General features: G+C 69.9%; 22 protein-coding genes. 20 read left to right on the forward strand and 2 right to left on the reverse strand.

Features of this window, described 5'->3' with window-relative positions; translation table 11 throughout:
- Positions 1 to 21: 21 nt before the first annotated feature.
- Both AAD528_RS00435 and AAD528_RS00440 read right to left on the reverse strand, forming a co-directional pair.
- Positions 22 to 1,308 (reverse strand): tyrosine-type recombinase/integrase, encoded by a 1,287-nt coding sequence (locus AAD528_RS00435; RefSeq protein WP_345750074.1) that lies wholly within the window; start codon positions 1,306 to 1,308, stop codon positions 22 to 24.
- Entirely contained in the window at positions 1,308 to 1,877 is a 570-nt protein-coding gene (locus AAD528_RS00440; RefSeq protein ID WP_345750075.1) for a hypothetical protein, read from the reverse strand. The genes AAD528_RS00435 and AAD528_RS00440 overlap by 1 nt, the downstream gene beginning before the upstream one ends.
- Before the next feature lie 120 nt (positions 1,878 to 1,997).
- On the opposite strand from AAD528_RS00440, the gene AAD528_RS00445 reads away from it, so the two are divergent.
- From AAD528_RS00445 to AAD528_RS00540, 20 genes are all read left to right on the forward strand, one after another.
- Positions 1,998 to 2,249, forward strand: a complete 252-nt coding sequence (locus AAD528_RS00445) for a hypothetical protein (RefSeq protein ID WP_345750076.1) — start codon at positions 1,998 to 2,000, stop codon at positions 2,247 to 2,249.
- A complete protein-coding gene (locus tag AAD528_RS00450; protein ID WP_345750077.1) occupies positions 2,246 to 2,443 on the forward strand; it encodes a helix-turn-helix domain-containing protein in 198 nt (65 codons plus the stop codon). The genes AAD528_RS00445 and AAD528_RS00450 overlap by 4 nt, the downstream gene beginning before the upstream one ends.
- Positions 2,443 to 2,691: a hypothetical protein gene (locus tag AAD528_RS00455; RefSeq protein WP_345750078.1), complete on the forward strand. Its 249-nt coding sequence runs from the start codon at positions 2,443 to 2,445 to the stop codon at positions 2,689 to 2,691. The genes AAD528_RS00450 and AAD528_RS00455 overlap by 1 nt, the downstream gene beginning before the upstream one ends.
- A gap of 39 nt (positions 2,692 to 2,730) precedes the next feature.
- On the forward strand, positions 2,731 to 2,955 hold the full coding sequence (locus tag AAD528_RS00460; protein WP_345750079.1) for a hypothetical protein: 225 nt from the start codon (positions 2,731 to 2,733) through the stop codon (positions 2,953 to 2,955).
- Positions 2,955 to 3,242, forward strand: coding sequence for a hypothetical protein (locus AAD528_RS00465; RefSeq protein ID WP_345750080.1), 288 nt, complete (start codon positions 2,955 to 2,957; stop codon positions 3,240 to 3,242). Before AAD528_RS00460 ends, AAD528_RS00465 begins: the two co-directional genes overlap by 1 nt.
- Entirely contained in the window at positions 3,239 to 3,733 is a 495-nt protein-coding gene (locus tag AAD528_RS00470; protein ID WP_345750081.1) for an ASCH domain-containing protein, read from the forward strand. Before AAD528_RS00465 ends, AAD528_RS00470 begins: the two co-directional genes overlap by 4 nt.
- The gene (locus AAD528_RS00475) at positions 3,733 to 4,395 is read left to right on the forward strand and encodes a phage antirepressor KilAC domain-containing protein (RefSeq protein ID WP_345750082.1); all 663 of its coding nucleotides are present in this window, start codon (positions 3,733 to 3,735) and stop codon (positions 4,393 to 4,395) included. The genes AAD528_RS00470 and AAD528_RS00475 overlap by 1 nt, the downstream gene beginning before the upstream one ends.
- A 145-nt stretch (positions 4,396 to 4,540) precedes the next feature.
- Positions 4,541 to 5,212 (forward strand): hypothetical protein, encoded by a 672-nt coding sequence (locus AAD528_RS00480; RefSeq protein ID WP_345750083.1) that lies wholly within the window; start codon positions 4,541 to 4,543, stop codon positions 5,210 to 5,212.
- The gene (locus AAD528_RS00485) at positions 5,209 to 6,120 is read left to right on the forward strand and encodes a helix-turn-helix domain-containing protein (RefSeq protein ID WP_345750084.1); all 912 of its coding nucleotides are present in this window, start codon (positions 5,209 to 5,211) and stop codon (positions 6,118 to 6,120) included. The genes AAD528_RS00480 and AAD528_RS00485 overlap by 4 nt, the downstream gene beginning before the upstream one ends.
- Positions 6,117 to 6,515, forward strand: coding sequence for a hypothetical protein (locus AAD528_RS00490; protein ID WP_345750085.1), 399 nt, complete (start codon positions 6,117 to 6,119; stop codon positions 6,513 to 6,515). The genes AAD528_RS00485 and AAD528_RS00490 overlap by 4 nt, the downstream gene beginning before the upstream one ends.
- Complete coding sequence (locus AAD528_RS00495) at positions 6,512 to 7,003, forward strand: RusA family crossover junction endodeoxyribonuclease (protein WP_345750086.1); 492 nt, start codon at positions 6,512 to 6,514, stop codon at positions 7,001 to 7,003. Before AAD528_RS00490 ends, AAD528_RS00495 begins: the two co-directional genes overlap by 4 nt.
- Complete coding sequence (locus AAD528_RS00500) at positions 7,000 to 7,890, forward strand: hypothetical protein (protein ID WP_345750087.1); 891 nt, start codon at positions 7,000 to 7,002, stop codon at positions 7,888 to 7,890. Before AAD528_RS00495 ends, AAD528_RS00500 begins: the two co-directional genes overlap by 4 nt.
- 10 nt (positions 7,891 to 7,900) lie before the next feature.
- A complete protein-coding gene (locus AAD528_RS00505; protein WP_345750088.1) occupies positions 7,901 to 8,314 on the forward strand; it encodes a hypothetical protein in 414 nt (137 codons plus the stop codon).
- Positions 8,311 to 8,652: a DUF3263 domain-containing protein gene (locus tag AAD528_RS00510; protein ID WP_345750089.1), complete on the forward strand. Its 342-nt coding sequence runs from the start codon at positions 8,311 to 8,313 to the stop codon at positions 8,650 to 8,652. Before AAD528_RS00505 ends, AAD528_RS00510 begins: the two co-directional genes overlap by 4 nt.
- A gap of 14 nt (positions 8,653 to 8,666) precedes the next feature.
- Positions 8,667 to 10,283 carry a ParB/RepB/Spo0J family partition protein gene (locus tag AAD528_RS00515; protein WP_345750090.1) on the forward strand — a complete coding sequence of 539 codons (1,617 nt, stop codon included), beginning with the start codon at positions 8,667 to 8,669 and terminating at the stop codon, positions 10,281 to 10,283.
- The gene (locus tag AAD528_RS00520) at positions 10,280 to 10,477 is read left to right on the forward strand and encodes a hypothetical protein (RefSeq protein WP_345750091.1); all 198 of its coding nucleotides are present in this window, start codon (positions 10,280 to 10,282) and stop codon (positions 10,475 to 10,477) included. Before AAD528_RS00515 ends, AAD528_RS00520 begins: the two co-directional genes overlap by 4 nt.
- Entirely contained in the window at positions 10,474 to 11,868 is a 1,395-nt protein-coding gene (locus AAD528_RS00525; protein ID WP_345750092.1) for an Lsr2 family DNA-binding protein, read from the forward strand. The genes AAD528_RS00520 and AAD528_RS00525 overlap by 4 nt, the downstream gene beginning before the upstream one ends.
- 63 nt (positions 11,869 to 11,931) lie before the next feature.
- On the forward strand, positions 11,932 to 12,315 hold the full coding sequence (locus tag AAD528_RS00530; RefSeq protein WP_345750093.1) for a hypothetical protein: 384 nt from the start codon (positions 11,932 to 11,934) through the stop codon (positions 12,313 to 12,315).
- Entirely contained in the window at positions 12,312 to 14,033 is a 1,722-nt protein-coding gene (locus AAD528_RS00535) for an SNF2-related protein (protein WP_345750094.1), read from the forward strand. The genes AAD528_RS00530 and AAD528_RS00535 overlap by 4 nt, the downstream gene beginning before the upstream one ends.
- A complete protein-coding gene (locus AAD528_RS00540) occupies positions 14,030 to 14,239 on the forward strand; it encodes a hypothetical protein (RefSeq protein WP_345750095.1) in 210 nt (69 codons plus the stop codon). The genes AAD528_RS00535 and AAD528_RS00540 overlap by 4 nt, the downstream gene beginning before the upstream one ends.
- The last annotated feature ends 599 nt before the right edge of the window (positions 14,240 to 14,838 follow it).

A 14,838-nucleotide genomic window follows, 5' to 3' on the forward strand; every position in this document is an offset into this window, starting at 1 on the left:
TCGGGTGTAATCCGGGTGTAATCAGCCGGCCGACGATCCCTCTGCGCCCGCCGCGTCGTCGCCGGCGTCCGACTCCTCGTCGTCCTTGTCGCCGCGCATGAAGGCGTCGATCGCCGCGCGCGAGCGGTCGGCGGACTCCGGCATGAGGTGTCCGTACGTCTTGAGCGTGAACGACGAGTCCGCGTGCCCGAGGTGCTCGGCGACGGTGATGATCGACTCGCCGGCGTCGAGCAGCACGCTCGCGTAGGTGTGGCGCAGCACGTGGAAGCCGTCGCGGTTCGTCGGCTCGAATCCGGCCGCCCGGCAGGCGGGACGCCAGATCCTCTGCCCGACGTAGTTCCCGTTCGCCGCCTTGCCTTCACGGGAGGTGAACAGCAGCTTCGCCGTGACCGGCGGCCCGTCGAGATCCATCCATGGCAGCGTCACCTCGCGGGGTGGGAACTTCTGCATGTACGCGGCCAGCTGCGCAGCCACGTACGGCGAGAGCGGAACGGTGCGCGTCTTCTCGTACTTCGGCAGCGCGAACACGAGCTTGTTGCCTCCGAGGACGATCACCTGCCGGCGCACGGTGATCTCGCGCGCGAGCCAGTCGATGTCCGCCTCGGGGTCGAGCCCGAACATCTCGCCGCGCCGCAGCCCCTCGCCGGTCCCGAGCGAGATGATCGGCTTCCACCGCTCGGGCAAGTTCTTCTCCACCGCGATGATCCGGCTGCGCGCCCACGGGATGGCGGGCTTGGTGTCCTTCCGCGGCTTCACGACGCTGCCGGCCTTCGCCGGGTTGCGCGCGAGGATCCCGTCGTCAACGGCGGCCTGCAGGATCGAGGCGACGTTCGCGAAGATCCGCTCGCGCGTCGTGCCGCCGAGCATCCGCGGCACCTCGCCGGCCTTCGACCTGTCGTGCTCGGAGCGGGTCGCGGCGAGGCCCTTCACCCACGTCTGGATCGTCGTGGGACGGATCTTCCGCAGGGGGATGTGGCCGAGATGCGGGTAGACGTGCTTCTCGAGGCGGTTGCGCGTCCCCTCGGCGCTGAGCGCGGCGTGGTCACGGGCCGCGAGCCACTGCTCGGCGTACTCCTTGAGCGTGATCTTGCCGAGCTCGGGGTCGATGTAGGCGCCGCGATAGAGGTCGGCCTTAATCGCGGCATAGTTCTTCTCCGCCTCGTCTTTGGTTGCGAACGACTTCGACGGCCGACGCCCGTCCTCCGTCTCCCACTGGACACGCCAGCGGAGCCCGACGCCATAGCGCTCGGTGCGGATCTTCTTGCCCGTCTTCTTGTCACGCCGGTACCAGCGGTCAACGACCGGCATTAGAAGCGCTCCGAATCAGGCGTGTCCCGCGCGAGGTCTTCGGCTTGGAGGTGAGAACGAGACGTCCGCGTGAAGGGGTCGAAGTCAGCGCGCCCAGCCTCGTCCATGAACTCCGAGACGGCCTCGTACACCGGGGGAGCGGCGGCAGGGTGGACCTCCGGGACCTCCGGCGGCAGGGGGAGCCGCTGTCCATCGCGGGTCTGGGCCCGCTCGAGCAGCAACTCCAAGAGTGCAACGTCGGAAACCGCAGCGAGAGCGAGCGCCAGTTCGCGGGGCGGCGTCTGGGCTGTCAACTGACCGCCGGAGGGGAGCGTGGAGTAGGTCACCGGCTCGCCCTCAGCTTCGTAGCCGGCGGCACCGAGTACCTCATCCCTCGAGACGCCGAGCGTGTTCGCAGTGATCACGGCCATGCGATGGGTGGGGCGCTCGGCCCCGCGCAACCACTTACTCACGCGATCGCGCTTGATGAGGCCCTGTGACTCACGAACGAGGTCGGCTTGTCGCCAGCCACGTACATCGAGTTGCGCCTGCAGCCAGGTTGCCCACTGGGGTGCTGTCTCCTGCTTCACGGGACAAGTGTTGCGTGTGCGCAACGAAAAGTAAAGCGGCATGAATGTTGCGCGCACCAGACACTCGTTATATGGTGAACGCCACACCGGATGTTGCGAGCACCAGACAAAGGAGCCCCGATGCTCAAGATCACTCCCCAGACCCTCGAGCGGGTAGCGCGCGAGTACGGCTGGATGCACCAGAGCGGCCGGCTCGACGGCACCCTCAATGCCACGAAAATGGCCCGAGGCCTCGGCGTCGCAGTCTCCTCGGTGACCCGCGCCTATGACACAGGCGTGATCGGGGAGACGTTGCTCACCCGCATCGCCCTGAAGACCGGTTGGTCGCTCGACAGCATCGTCACCGTCGTCGAGACCGCGGACGCAGCATGAGCGCCACCGCCACCAAGCGCCCGCCGCTGCTCACGCCCGACGACATCGCCGAGCGGTGGAAGGTCCGCCGCAAGTACGTGCTCGAGCTCGCCCGCAAGAAGGACCTCGCGTCCATCAAGGTCGGCCGATACACCCGCTTCGAGCAGGCCGCCGTCGAGCGCTACGAACGCGCACACCGCGAAGAGGCCGACTGATGGCCACCCTCCGCTGGGCCTTCGCGCTCGCCGCGGCCTCGTGCCTCGTGCACGTGCTGCTGACCGAGCGTGTCAATGGAGTCGCGCTGCTCGCGGCGCTCCTCGCTGTGCTCGCCGTTCGTCCGCAGCTCGTGGCCGACCTGTGGTCGGCGGCTGCCGACCTGTTCCACGCCGACGCGTGGGTCGAGGACGACCCCGCGCCGGAGCCCTCTCGGCTCGACCAGCTCGACGACGTCGACCGTCGCTGAGCCCTTCCACGCCCTCCGAACCCCACTAGGAGACCCACCATGAGCGCCAAGATGAAGCGCCGTCGCCGGCACGACCGCCGCAAGCGCATCCTGACCCACCGCTGCGAGAACGCGCTGTTCTTCGCGCGGGGCACGTTCCCTGCCTCGGCTCGCGCGTTCGCGACATGCTCCTGCGGAGCACGCGCCTTCAGCCGCGGAGACGACCCGGGGTTCCACGCCGACTTCTACGACCAGCACAGCTACTGCGACGCGGAGGCGGTGTGATGAGCACGCCTCAGAACCAGGACGCCGCGGTCCTCGAGTCGCTGGACTTCGTGCCGCGCTGCCAGAGTCCGCACACCCCTGAGCACGACGCCGTGCTGGTGATGCGGCACCGCTGCTGTGGCAGCACGGTCATCGCGTGCGAGGCTCACGCCGCGCAGGTCCGGTCGATCTTCGATCGCGCCATGCGGGCTGGCGATCAGTGGACATGCGTGAGCTGCGGTGCGGCCAAGCCGATCGGCTTCCACGCCGGCGTCGAGCTCATCCCGTTGCACGAGGTGACGTCGTGAGGGTCCTGACCGTGCGCCAGCCATGGGCGTGGGCGATCATCCACGGCGGGAAGGACGTGGAGAACCGCGTCCGGAACATCGCCGGCGACTACCGCGGTCCAGTCGCGATCCACGTCGCTCAGACGGAGGACGCGAACGCCTTCTCGCTGTCGGAAACGCGAGAGGTGCTCGATGCGGCCGCCGCGCGGTGGATGGATGCCGCGACCAGGGCGCGGCCGAAGTCGGTGGAGACCGTGCCATGGGCACGCGATCATGGGCGCATCATCGGCGTGGTCGACCTGACCGACGTGCACTGGTCGGGGATGGAGTGCTCGCGGGGCCTCAAGTGCCACGAGTACGAGCTCTGCTCGCCCTGGGCGCAGGCGTACCACGAGCACCTGGTGCTCGCGAACCCGCGTCCGCTGGCCGAGCCGATCCCGTACCGCGGTGCGCTCGGACTCCGCACGCTCGACGAGGCTGCCGCCGGCAGGGTCCTCGAGGCGGTGGCCTGATGGAGCTGCAGCAGCCGGTGAAGATGATCGCCCGGTGGCCGGGCCACGGCGACCTCACGATCATGGTCGACGGGGCCTACACCTACCTCCGCGCCGACGACGTAGAGCGCCTGGCCGACGTGCCCGCGTGGGGCGCCGGCGAGACGGTGCTCGGCGAAGCCTGGCCCGAAGAGCTCGACGGCATCCCGTTCTACCCGGTCGACGCCGCGATCACGAAGGTCAACGAGCACGCCGGCAAGGAGACCGCCCGCCAGTTCCTCGCCTGGCTCGACTCCGCGCTGCCCGGCCTCCTCGATCCTGAGTCGCTCGCCCGTGCCCGCCGCGACGTCGGCTTCATGAACAGCCTCACCGTGCGCCAGGCGGCACGCACCCTCGACCGTGACCCGGCGATCACGATCGGGCAGAACACCCTCTTCGCGCACCTCGAGCGCGAGGGCTGGATCACCCGCGGCGACGACTGCTGGCAGCCGACCGTCATGGCCCGCGCGAACGGGTGGGTGACGATCCGCCGGATGAAGCACCCGGCGCCGGGCAGGGACCGACACGCCTCGTACGAGCAGGTCTACATCACGCCCGTCGGCATGACCCAGCTGCGCACCACTCTCCGCGCCATCGCCGAACCGGCGCCGGTCGACGACACGCGCATCCCCCTCTTCGACTGACCACCCCACGACTCAAGGACCCCACGCTCATGAGCGACCCCAACCTCGACACGCGACCCGCTGGCCGTGACCGCCTCGCGATCACCTCGGCGCTGGTCGGCCTGATCCCCCTCGCACTGCTCGCCATCGCCCTGGTGGTGATCCGATGAGCGCCTGGCCGGACACGATGAACGTCGGCCCGATCCGGGAGTGGCCGGGCGCTCTGAGGACGTCGCGCGTGGCGTCGCCGTTCAATCGACCGCCGAAGTACGTCGACGGCAAGCGTGTTCCGGGCACTCCCGTTCCGCTGGGTCAGACGCTGCGGGACCTGGATCGCGAGCTCCGCGAGCTGGGCGCGAAAGGCACCGAGCTTCTCGTGGCGATCGATCCGGCACAGTTCCGGATGGACGGGCGGCCGTACGCCAACGCTCGTGCCGAGCACCCGGGCATCATCCTGTCGTTCGACATCCCGAACGTCGGGCATGTGTCCTATCCCTGCGACGCCTTCACGACCTGGGAGTCGAACCTCCGCGCCGTGACTCTCGCCCTCGAGGCGCTGCGCAAGGTGGACCGCTACGGCGTCACCAAGCGGGGCGAGCAGTACCGCGGCTTCCTCGCGATCCAGGCCACCGCGGCGCCCGCCGGCTTCCGGGACGCGGACGAGGCGATCGCCTGGCTCGCGACGTTCTCCGACGTGGAGCGTGCGGAGAAGGCCTCGCCCCGCGTCCTGCTCCGCCTGGCTCAGCGCCGTGCGCACCCCGACCAGGACGGCGACCCGGAGCTCTTCCATCGCGTCTCGCTCGCTGAGTCGGCGCTCCGCAAGGGCGGCCTCCTGTGAGCGTCGTGCACGTCTGCCCCGCGGACCACAAGCACGGCGGCAAGACCACCTGCTACACGCATCACAAGTGCCGTTGCGTGCCCTGCACCAAGGCGAACACCGACCGGCAGCGACTCTCGCGCCAGCTGGTCGCCGCGGGGATCCCGGGACGCCTCGATCCTGAGCCGATCGCCGACCATGTCCGACACCTCATGGAGTTCGGCTACAGCTTCGAGCAGATCGCCCGTGCGGCCGGCGTCAACGAGGCCACCCCGTACCGCGTCGTCCACGGCAAGCTCAAGTTCGTCTTCGGTGACATCGGTCGCGCCATCCTCGGCGTGCACCCCCGTCTGCAGGACCTCGACCCGCTCACGCTCGTCCCCTCGCGTGGCGCCCGGCGCCGACTGCAGGCGCTCGGCGCCCGCGGCTGGGCGCTCGAAGCGATCGCGCGCACCACGGGGCCCTCGCGCGGCCGCCTGTCCAAGATCCTCTGCAGCCAGTCGCACATCACCGTCGCGACCCATCAGCGGATCGCCGGGATGTACGAGCAGCTGTGGAACGCCGATCCGCCGGCCGACACGCGATGGGATCGCCGCTCCGAACTGCGCACACGCCGCCGCGCGGATGCCCTCGGCTGGCTCCCGCCTCTCGCATGGGACGACATCGACACCGATCCGGAGCCGCCGGCTGCCGAGGACGCGACCGAGCTCGGCGCCGACATCGACGTCATCGCGATCGACCTCGCAGTCGAGGGCGCGCGGGTCGAGCTCACCACCGTGGAGCGGCACGTCGCCGTCGCGGAGCTCACCGCCCGCGGCCGCAGTGCGAACGAGATCGCCCTGCTGCTGGGTGTCACGTCCAAGACCATCGAGCGTGACCGGGCCGCGCTCGCCCACGACCACAGCGACGGCATGGAGGTCGCAGCATGAGCATCACCGCACCCGTCCTCGAGGCCGGCCAGATCGTGCGCGTCGCATTCTTCGGTGAGGACCGAGCACCCGAGATCGGCCGAGTCGGGTACGGCGGCGAGTGGATGTCGTACGTCCACCTCGCCGGCGGCGACAGGATCATCGTCGAGACCAGCGACCTCACGCCGCTGCGCTTCCAGGACCCGACTGGCCTCACCACGGGCCGGTGGCGCGTGCGCCGGAAGGTGCTCGTCCACAACGGTGCCGCGTCGGTGTACGTGTTCCGCGCCGAGCCCATCCCGGCTCGTGGCGTCGCGCCGAGCATCGAAGCGATCGTCGCCCCATCACGCGACTTCCCGCGGTTCGAGCAGGCGATCGCGTACGCGAACGAGCGGGCGGCGAGGAACCTCCGATGAGCAGTCGGTGGTTCGACGGCCTGCGCAGTCCGCTCGAGGTGCGTGGCTGGGCGCACCAGGAACCGCGTACGTGGCTGTTCCACTTCGCCTGGCCCACGAACCCGCTGCCGATGAACGGCGGTCGAGGGCAGGGATGGCGGCGGCACGCGAGGCAGGCGTCGATGGTGAAGAACCACGCCTACCAGCTGATCACCCTCGCGAAGCTCCCCGAGCTGTACCGAGTGACCGCGCAGCTCACCTGGTGGGTGCCGGACTACCGGGTCCGCGACCCCGACAACCTCGGCGATCTCGAGAAGCGCCTGTTCGACGCGATCGTCAAGGCCGGCGTCGTCGTCGACGACCGACCCCAGTTCATGGACAAGCCCCGCGGCCTCATCCGCCACCTCAGCGACGCGGACGGGCTGGTCACCCGCCCCGGCTTCGTCCTGTCCGTCACGCAGACCACCACCGATCACCACACCACCCCCACTGGAAGGAACCACCGATGAACGCCACACCGATCGCGGTCCCCGAGGACCTTGAGCTCGCATCCGGCGGGCACTCCAACCCCGCCGAGGGCATGTGCCTCCTCGAGGCAGTCAGCTACTTCACCGGCGAGCCGTTCAGTGACCACCCGCAGTGCGTCAGCCCGGTGCTCGGCGCGTACGGCCGCCGCCTCAACGACCGTCTCGCCGACGAGGACCGGCAGCGCCTCAAGCCGTACATCCCGCGCATGGTCGGCACCGCCGGAGACGGGAAGGACGACAAGCGTCGCTGGCTGGCGATCGACTGGGCCGTCCGCACCGGCCTGCCCCGCTGGCTCGACGCCGCCGGCCTCACCGAGCAGGCACAGCAGCTGCGCGAGCTCGCCCCGATCATCGACTGGGCCACCCGCGACGTCGCCCTCCCGCTCGTCCGCCGCATCAGCGACCTCACCTGGGAGAAGCGCAAGGGCTGGCGAGACAAGGTCCGCGCCGCGGCAACCGAGGCTGTGAAGGCCGAGCTCGCGAAGAACCCCGACGCCGAGCCCGGATCTGCCGCTGCCGCTGTCGCTGCCGCTGTCGCTGCCGCTGTCGCTGCCGCTGTCGCTGCCGCTGACGCTGACGCTGTCGCTGCCGCTGACGCTGCCGCTGTCGCTGACGCTGACGCTGACGCTGCCGCTGACGCTGCCGCTGACGCTGCCGCTGCCGCTGCCGCTGCCGCTGACGCTGCCGCTGACGCTGACGCTGCCGCGCGGTACTCCGACCGCTGGTACGCGATCCGCCGGGAGACGTACGAGCGCGTCTACCCGATCTACCGCAAGGCGGTCCTCGAGCTGCCCGCGCTCGCCGCAGCCCGTGCCGACAACATCACCGACGGCATCGAGCTGCTCGGCCGCCTCATCGACGCCAACTGAGTCACCCACCATGAGCGAGCACGAACGCGTCTACACCGAAGTGCCCGGCACCATTTGCCACGTGCAGGGGGAGCGGGGCACCGTCACCGGCCTCACCTACGAGGGCGGCATCCACCGCCGCGCCGTAGGCGCGTTCGTGCATCTCGACGAGCGCGACGTCATGCTCTACGTCACCCTCGGGATCCCCGTCACCGGCCCGTGCGACTGCGGAGCCGACGCCGGGCGCCGAACCGAGCACCGCCAAGACTGCGCCGTCGTGAGCGGCCGACTCACCCACCACCTCGTGAGCGAGACGAGGGAGATCACCCGCGACGAGTTCGACCGACTGACCGGGCTCGACACGGTCCGCACCGACTGCGGCTGGCGGACCCGGGGCGGCTCGCTCATCCCCGGCCCGCCGGCGTGGATGGGCAGGACCGCATGACCATCCACGCCCGCCACCGCCTCGCCGCCCAGATCCACGAGCGGCAGCAGGAGTTCGACACTGCCCACGAAGTGCAGGACCGCCGTGGCCGGCCTGGGACCGCGGGCGCTCCCGAGCCGAAGCACACAGTGCAGGAGTTGCTCGACTTCGAGGTCGAGTGGGGCGAGAAGCACACCGGCCGCAAAGACGAGGCGATCCGCGCCGTCCTCGGCCTCAAACCCGCCCGCTTCTACCAACTCCTCGGCCGCGCCCTCGACAGTGCCGCCGCCGTCGCACACAACCCGCAGCTCACCAACCACCTCCTCGAGCGCCGCGACCGCAGCGCCCGCCGCCGCTGAAAGGACCCCACGCCATGACCGACAGCATCAGCCTCGTAGACCGCTCGACCGCCAAGAAGCCGACGCGATCTCGCAAGCCCATCCCTACCGTCGACACGACCGGCACCACGTCGGCCGTCGACGCGCTCGCCGAAGCGCCCGCCACCTCGCCCACGCTCGCCGTGGACCAGATCGTCCACGTCGACCCGACCACGCTCCTCATCGGCCCGAACGTCCGCAAGACCACCGACCCCGAGGCGTACAAGGCCCTCGTCGGCTCGATCGCCGAACTCGGCGTGCTCGAGGCGGTCACCGCGTTCGTCACAGAGGACGGGCAGCTCGAGATCGTCACCGGCCAGACCCGCACGAACGCCGCCGTCGAGGCAGGTGCGACGTCTATCCCGGTCCGCATCATCGCCAAGCCGGAGTCGACCACCCTCGCGCAGCTCGTGGAGAACACCGCCCGCGCGCCGATGACCCGCGCAGACCAGGTCGCCGCGGCCAAGCAGCTCGCCTTCGACTTCAAGCTCCCAGCTGCGCAGATCGCCAAGCGCACCACCCTCGCCCGCAAGGACATCGACCACGCCCTCAAGGTCGCCGACGCACCTGTCGCGCTCGCCGGACTCGACAAGGACGGTCTCTCGCTCGAACTGCTCGCAGCAGTCGCCGACTCCGGCCTCACCGAGGAGGAAGCCAAGCCCGTGTTCGAGGCACGGTGGAACCCGGAGATGGAGCTGCAGCGCGCCGTCCGGAACAAGGAGATCCGCGTCGCCGTCCAGTCAGAGACGGACAAGCATCGTGCGGCCGGCGTGCAGGTCACCAAGGTCGCCCCGACCGACGACTACGGCACCCCCAACAAGGACACCAAGGCCGCATGGGTGCGGGACCTCATCGACGCGAAGACCGAGAAGCAGGTCAGCGCCAAGGAGCACGAGAACTGCCCCGGCCACGCCGTCTGGATCGGACAGCACGGGTACCACCACGACACGAACATCGACATCATGCCCGTCTGCCTTGACCCGAAGGCCCACGGCCACGCGCTCGCCGCAGGCAGGGCCGCCGCCGGGAAGCCGCAGATGAGCGACGAGGAGAAGGCACTCAAGAAGCAGAACACTCACCTGAATAAGGCATGGCCGGAGGTCACCGAGGTACGTCTCGACTGGATCCGGGATCACCTGCTGCCGCTCAAGAAGCTGCCGAACGGGTGGCAGCTGTTCATCGCAGACGACCTGATGTCCGAGCACGAGCACTACACCGCCCACCTCGGCCTCTCCGGGAACCCGGTCGTGCTGAATCGCATCCTCGCGCTCGGAGTCAGGGTGAGCGAGTCCGAGCATCAGACCGGCTACCGGTACGTCAGCACCAGCGACGTCGCGTCCCGCTTCCGCGCGGAGCTCGCCAAGCGCCCGGACCACGCGATCCTCGCGCTCGCGATCCAGCGGCACGAGTCGGCGATGGAGGTCCGCGGCGGTTGGGAGAAGCTCAGCCCTCGCTACATGCAGTGGCTCGTAGACAACGGCTACCGCCTCACCGAGGAGGAGCAGATCATCCTCGATCGCCGCGTGGCGCTCGAAGGTAAGCGCCGCGCGGGCCGGGCCGAGGACGAAGCCGCGGCAGAGAGCGCGGACGACGAAGGCGATGACTTCGCATGAGCGCCCGGATCGAGCCGGCGCCGCGGCCGAAGGCGCTCGGTTGGCGGATCGGGGACCTGGTCGTCCTCGGATCCACCCGCTGGGTGATCCGCACCCTCGTCGGCGAGCAGGTCGAGCTCGAGGCGACGAACACGCCCACCGGCATCTGGTGGACCACCACCCTCGACAAGCTCCCCGACAAGGAGACGCGATGAGCAGCGCAGACCTCTTCGAGGACGGCTTCCCGCACGGCACCCCCGACGGCTACGACCGCGGCTGCCGCGGCTCCGGATGTCCCGGCCAGCTCGAATGGGGCCTGTCCTGCGCCCGCGCCTGGATCGCCTCGAAGGGCGACTACCGGTACAACAAGCTCGCCCGCCAGGGCCTCACCCCGGCCGAGATCGCCGCCGAACTCGACGGCCGGTTCTACCCCGCCAAGACTCCCACCCCCACCGAGGAGCACACCATGACCACCAAGCCCGCACCGAAGCCCGCCCCGCCGAAAGTCAAGGCGCCGGCGCCGACGCCCGTGCCCGACATCGCCGCCGCCAAGGCGGACCCGATCGAGACCGCCGCGGCGAACCTCGTGGAACTCGGCAAGGCGCACACCGCCACGAGCAAGCCCGCCGAGCCCGAGACGCCCACGGCGCCGACCCAGCCCGCCGAGCTCACCGCCGCCGAGAAGCGGGAGCGCAACGCCCAGATCCGCACGTGGGCCCGAGAGAAGGGGTACACGGTCGGCCTCAAGGGGCCGCTGCCCGTCGAGGTCATCGAGCACTACGACGAGACCCACCGCGCCGCGGAGCCGACCCCCGAAGAAGCGGTCGCCGCCGTGCGGGGCACGCTCTTGGGCCGGGAAGCAGCCGCCTCCATCGCCCTCGACAAGGACCCCAAGGCCGAGACCATCGTCATCGACGGGCCGGTCACCGTCGGCCCCGTGGCCGCCGCTGTCGAGCAAGAGGCGCCCGCCGTCGGCGAGCTCGACGACAAGACCCGCATCTGCAGTGCCTGCCTCGCCGGCGACCACGGCAACCACAACCCCCGCCTCGGAGGGATCTGCATCGGCTGCGCCTGCGAGCAGATCCCCGAGCCGGCCCGCACCTGCGACCGCTGCGGCGGCCCCGCCGACACCCTGTCCAGCGACGACCTCTGCGACGGCTGCGTCGAGGAGATCGTCCAGTTCGTCGGCGACGCCGCAGCCAGCGCCGCGCAGGCCGTCCGGCCCGCGTGGGGCGACGTCGCCGAGGCAGTCGACGTCGAACGCGCCCGTACCACCGCGGTCCTCCTCGAGCAGGAACTCGCCCGCGCAGAGCAGGAACGCGACACCGCGCTCGCCGAGGTCGCGACCCTCAAGACCGCGTTCGAGACGACGCTGGAGCGCTGGGACCGCCAGCGCCTCGACCTCGAGCACCAGCGCCGCACGCACACGCACGACGTCGGCCACATCGACGACCTGCGCAACACGGTCGCCCACCAGCAGGGCACCATCGACATGCTCAGCCGAGCCCTCGAAGCCAAGACCAGCCAGAACACCCGCCTCAGCAACGAGCTCAACCAGCGCGCCGAGCGGCCCGGCCGCCGCCGCGTCTCCTGGAGGAACTCATGAGGCGCCCGAAGGACCCGAAGCTCCGGCAACAGGCAGACGAACTCGAAAGGAAGGTGGCAGTCGGTGAGCGCTGACATCGAGGCGGAGGCCTGTGCCGAGGCTATCTGCAGGGCGCTCGCCGACGCTCGCCCCACGTACCGAAATGAGGACGACCTGCAGGCCGCGATCGCCGACCTGCTGGCCGACGCTGACATCGCCGCAACGCGCGAGGTGCGGTTGTCGGACGGGCAGTCGCGGATTGACCTGCTCGCCGGACGCGTCGGCATCGAAGTGAAGGTCGGTGGCGGGACCTCCGACGTTGCCCGGCAGCTCGCACGCTACGCGCAGTGCTCCGAGATCAGCGCGCTCGTTCTCGTTACGACCCGCGTCGCCCACTCTCACGTCCTCAACGAACCGACCACCGACAAGCCAGTGTTCGTCTGCTCGCTGATCGGAGCCGGCCTGTGACCCGTACCTACGGCACCTACGACTACGTGCCCGGCAATGGGCGCTCCCGCGGGCAGTGGGGGCTCAAGCTCGAGCCGGCCGTCGCCGTCCGCGCGAAGCGGATCTTCACCCGCGTCAACCAGGACCGCGCAGGCATGCTGCTCATCAGCGACGCGGACGACGTCGCTCGCGACATCGAATGGCTGATGGAGCGCTACCCGCTCGTGCCATTCCGGCCCGCCGCAGAACAGCAGTTGCGCTCACGCGCGGACGCACACCGCGAGACGATGGCCGCCGTCGCGCGCGTCACCGAAGGCAAGAACGCCCGCCTCGAGCTGCCGACCCAGCCAGTCAAGACGCCGCGCGACTACCAGCTCGCCGCCGTCGAACTGCTACGCGCTCGCGGCAGGCTGCTCCTCACCGATGACCTCGGGCTGGGCAAGACCTTCACCGGCCTCCTGAACCTCGTTCACGAGGACGCGCTTCCCGCCCTTATCGTGCCGCCTACCCACCTTCCGCGCCGCTGGATGACCGAGCTCGAGGAAGCATTCCCGTGGCTCGACGTGCACCTGGCCGCCAAGACGACACCCACGGACGCATTCCTCGCCGGCGAGCACCCAGACGTGCTCATCGTCCCCTACTCGCGTCTCAACGGGTGGCGGGACCACCTCGAGGGCTGGGCGTCGTCGGTCGTGTTCGACGAGGTCCAGGAGCTTCGCCGCGGCGTCGGAACACAGAAGGGTGCCGCGGCCGCGCAGGTCTCGAAAGACGCGCCCTTCGTTCTCGGCCTCACCGCCACCCCGGTCTACAACTACGCCGGCGAGATCTGGGAGCTGTTCAACATCCTCGCCCCCGGCGTGCTCGGGACACAGACCGAGTTCGTGCGCGAGTGGGTCGGTCGCTGGCAGCAGCAGCACATGGTCGTCTCCGATCCCGCCGCCCTCGGCTCCTACCTCCGCGAGGAGGGCGTCATGCTCGGCCGCACTCGCGCCGAAGTCGGCCGCGAGCTCCCCAAGACGGTCAAGGTCCCGCAGCTCGTTGACGCCGACCCCGCCGCCCTCGAGTCCATCGCCGGCGACGCTCGCGCCCTCGCCCGCCTGATCCTCGACAACTCCGCCACCCGCACCGACCGGTGGAAGGCCTCCGGTGACCTCGACTGGAAGATGCGCGAAGCCACCGGCATCGCGAAGGCGCCGTACGTCGCGGAGTTCGTCAAGCTGATCCTCCAGTCCGAGCGCAAAGTCGTCCTCTTCGGATGGCACCGCGCCGTCTACGACATCTGGCTCCAGCAGCTCGCCGAGTACAAGCCCGTCATGTACACGGGCAGCGAGTCACCCACGCAGAAAGCCGCAGCCGAAGACGCCTTCGTCACCGGCAACGCTCGCGTCCTCATCATGTCCCTGCGATCCGGGGCCGGCGTCGACGGCCTGCAGAAGGCGACCAACGTCGTCGTGTTCGGCGAACTCGACTGGTCACCCCAGGTCCACGAGCAGGCCATCGGCCGCGTCCGCCGCGACGGCATGGGCGAAGCCCCGCCCGTCGCTTACTTCCTCCACGCCGAGGAGGGCTCAGACCCGACGATCCTCCAGGCCCTGAACGTGAAGCGGCAGCAGTCCGAACCGATCACCACTCCGGACGGCAAGCTCCGCACCGACGCAACGACCGACACCACCCGCGCCCGCGCTCTCGCCGAACAGATCCTCGGCATCCAGGCCGCAAGCGAAGGAGAGCGACCATGATCCTCGTCAAGATCACCCAGCACGACTGGGTCAACCCGCGAGAGGTCGCAGCCGTCACACGAGACGGTGCATTCGGCGTAGTGCGGGTCGTCCTGTCGTGCGGAGAGCGCGTCAACGTCGGACGGGACAACGTCGCCGGCGTCGACCTATTGCAGCGCACCATCGATCGCCTCGCCGAGGGCGCGCTCGCCGAGGGCGAGGACTGATGGGCGCGCTTATCGACCTCGCAGGGCGCCGCTTCGGCCGCCTGACCGTACGTGCCCGCCTTCGGGACGCTGTGACGCCCAGCGGCGCACGCCAGCCCGTCTGGGGCTGCGTGTGCGCCTGCGGGCGCCGCACCATCGAGCAGGGGCGTGCGCTGCGCGCGGGGCGGGCGCTCTCGTGCCGCGAGTGTGTGCGGGATCCGTCGCGGATGCTGAAGTACGGGACCACCTACATCGTGTGGTGGCCGACGCTCGGCGTCCTCAAGATCGGGCGGACGTTCCGCGACGCCCGCCTCGACATGATGCGCCAGACCGGCGCCGTGGTGCTGCTCGACGCACCAGGCACCGACGACACGTGGGAGGCCGCCGGCTTGCGGGCGCTGCGCGCGCTGTTCGACCCCGCTTTCACCGGTCCGAGCGGTGACGGCGTGCACCGTGCCGACCGGATCCTCTACCGCGGCCGTGGCTGGTCGGAGTGCTTCCTCGTGGAGCGCGGCGACCTGCAGCTCGCATACGACGTCGCGTTGCGCGCGATGCTCCGAGAAGGGAACAACTTTGGACACAACCCCCCAGCCACCACCGCGTGGAGGCGCGCCCTCACC

The sequence above is a fragment of the Microbacterium rhizophilum genome (assembly GCF_039605615.1).
Classification (GTDB): Bacteria; Actinomycetota; Actinomycetes; order Actinomycetales; family Microbacteriaceae; genus Microbacterium; species Microbacterium rhizophilus.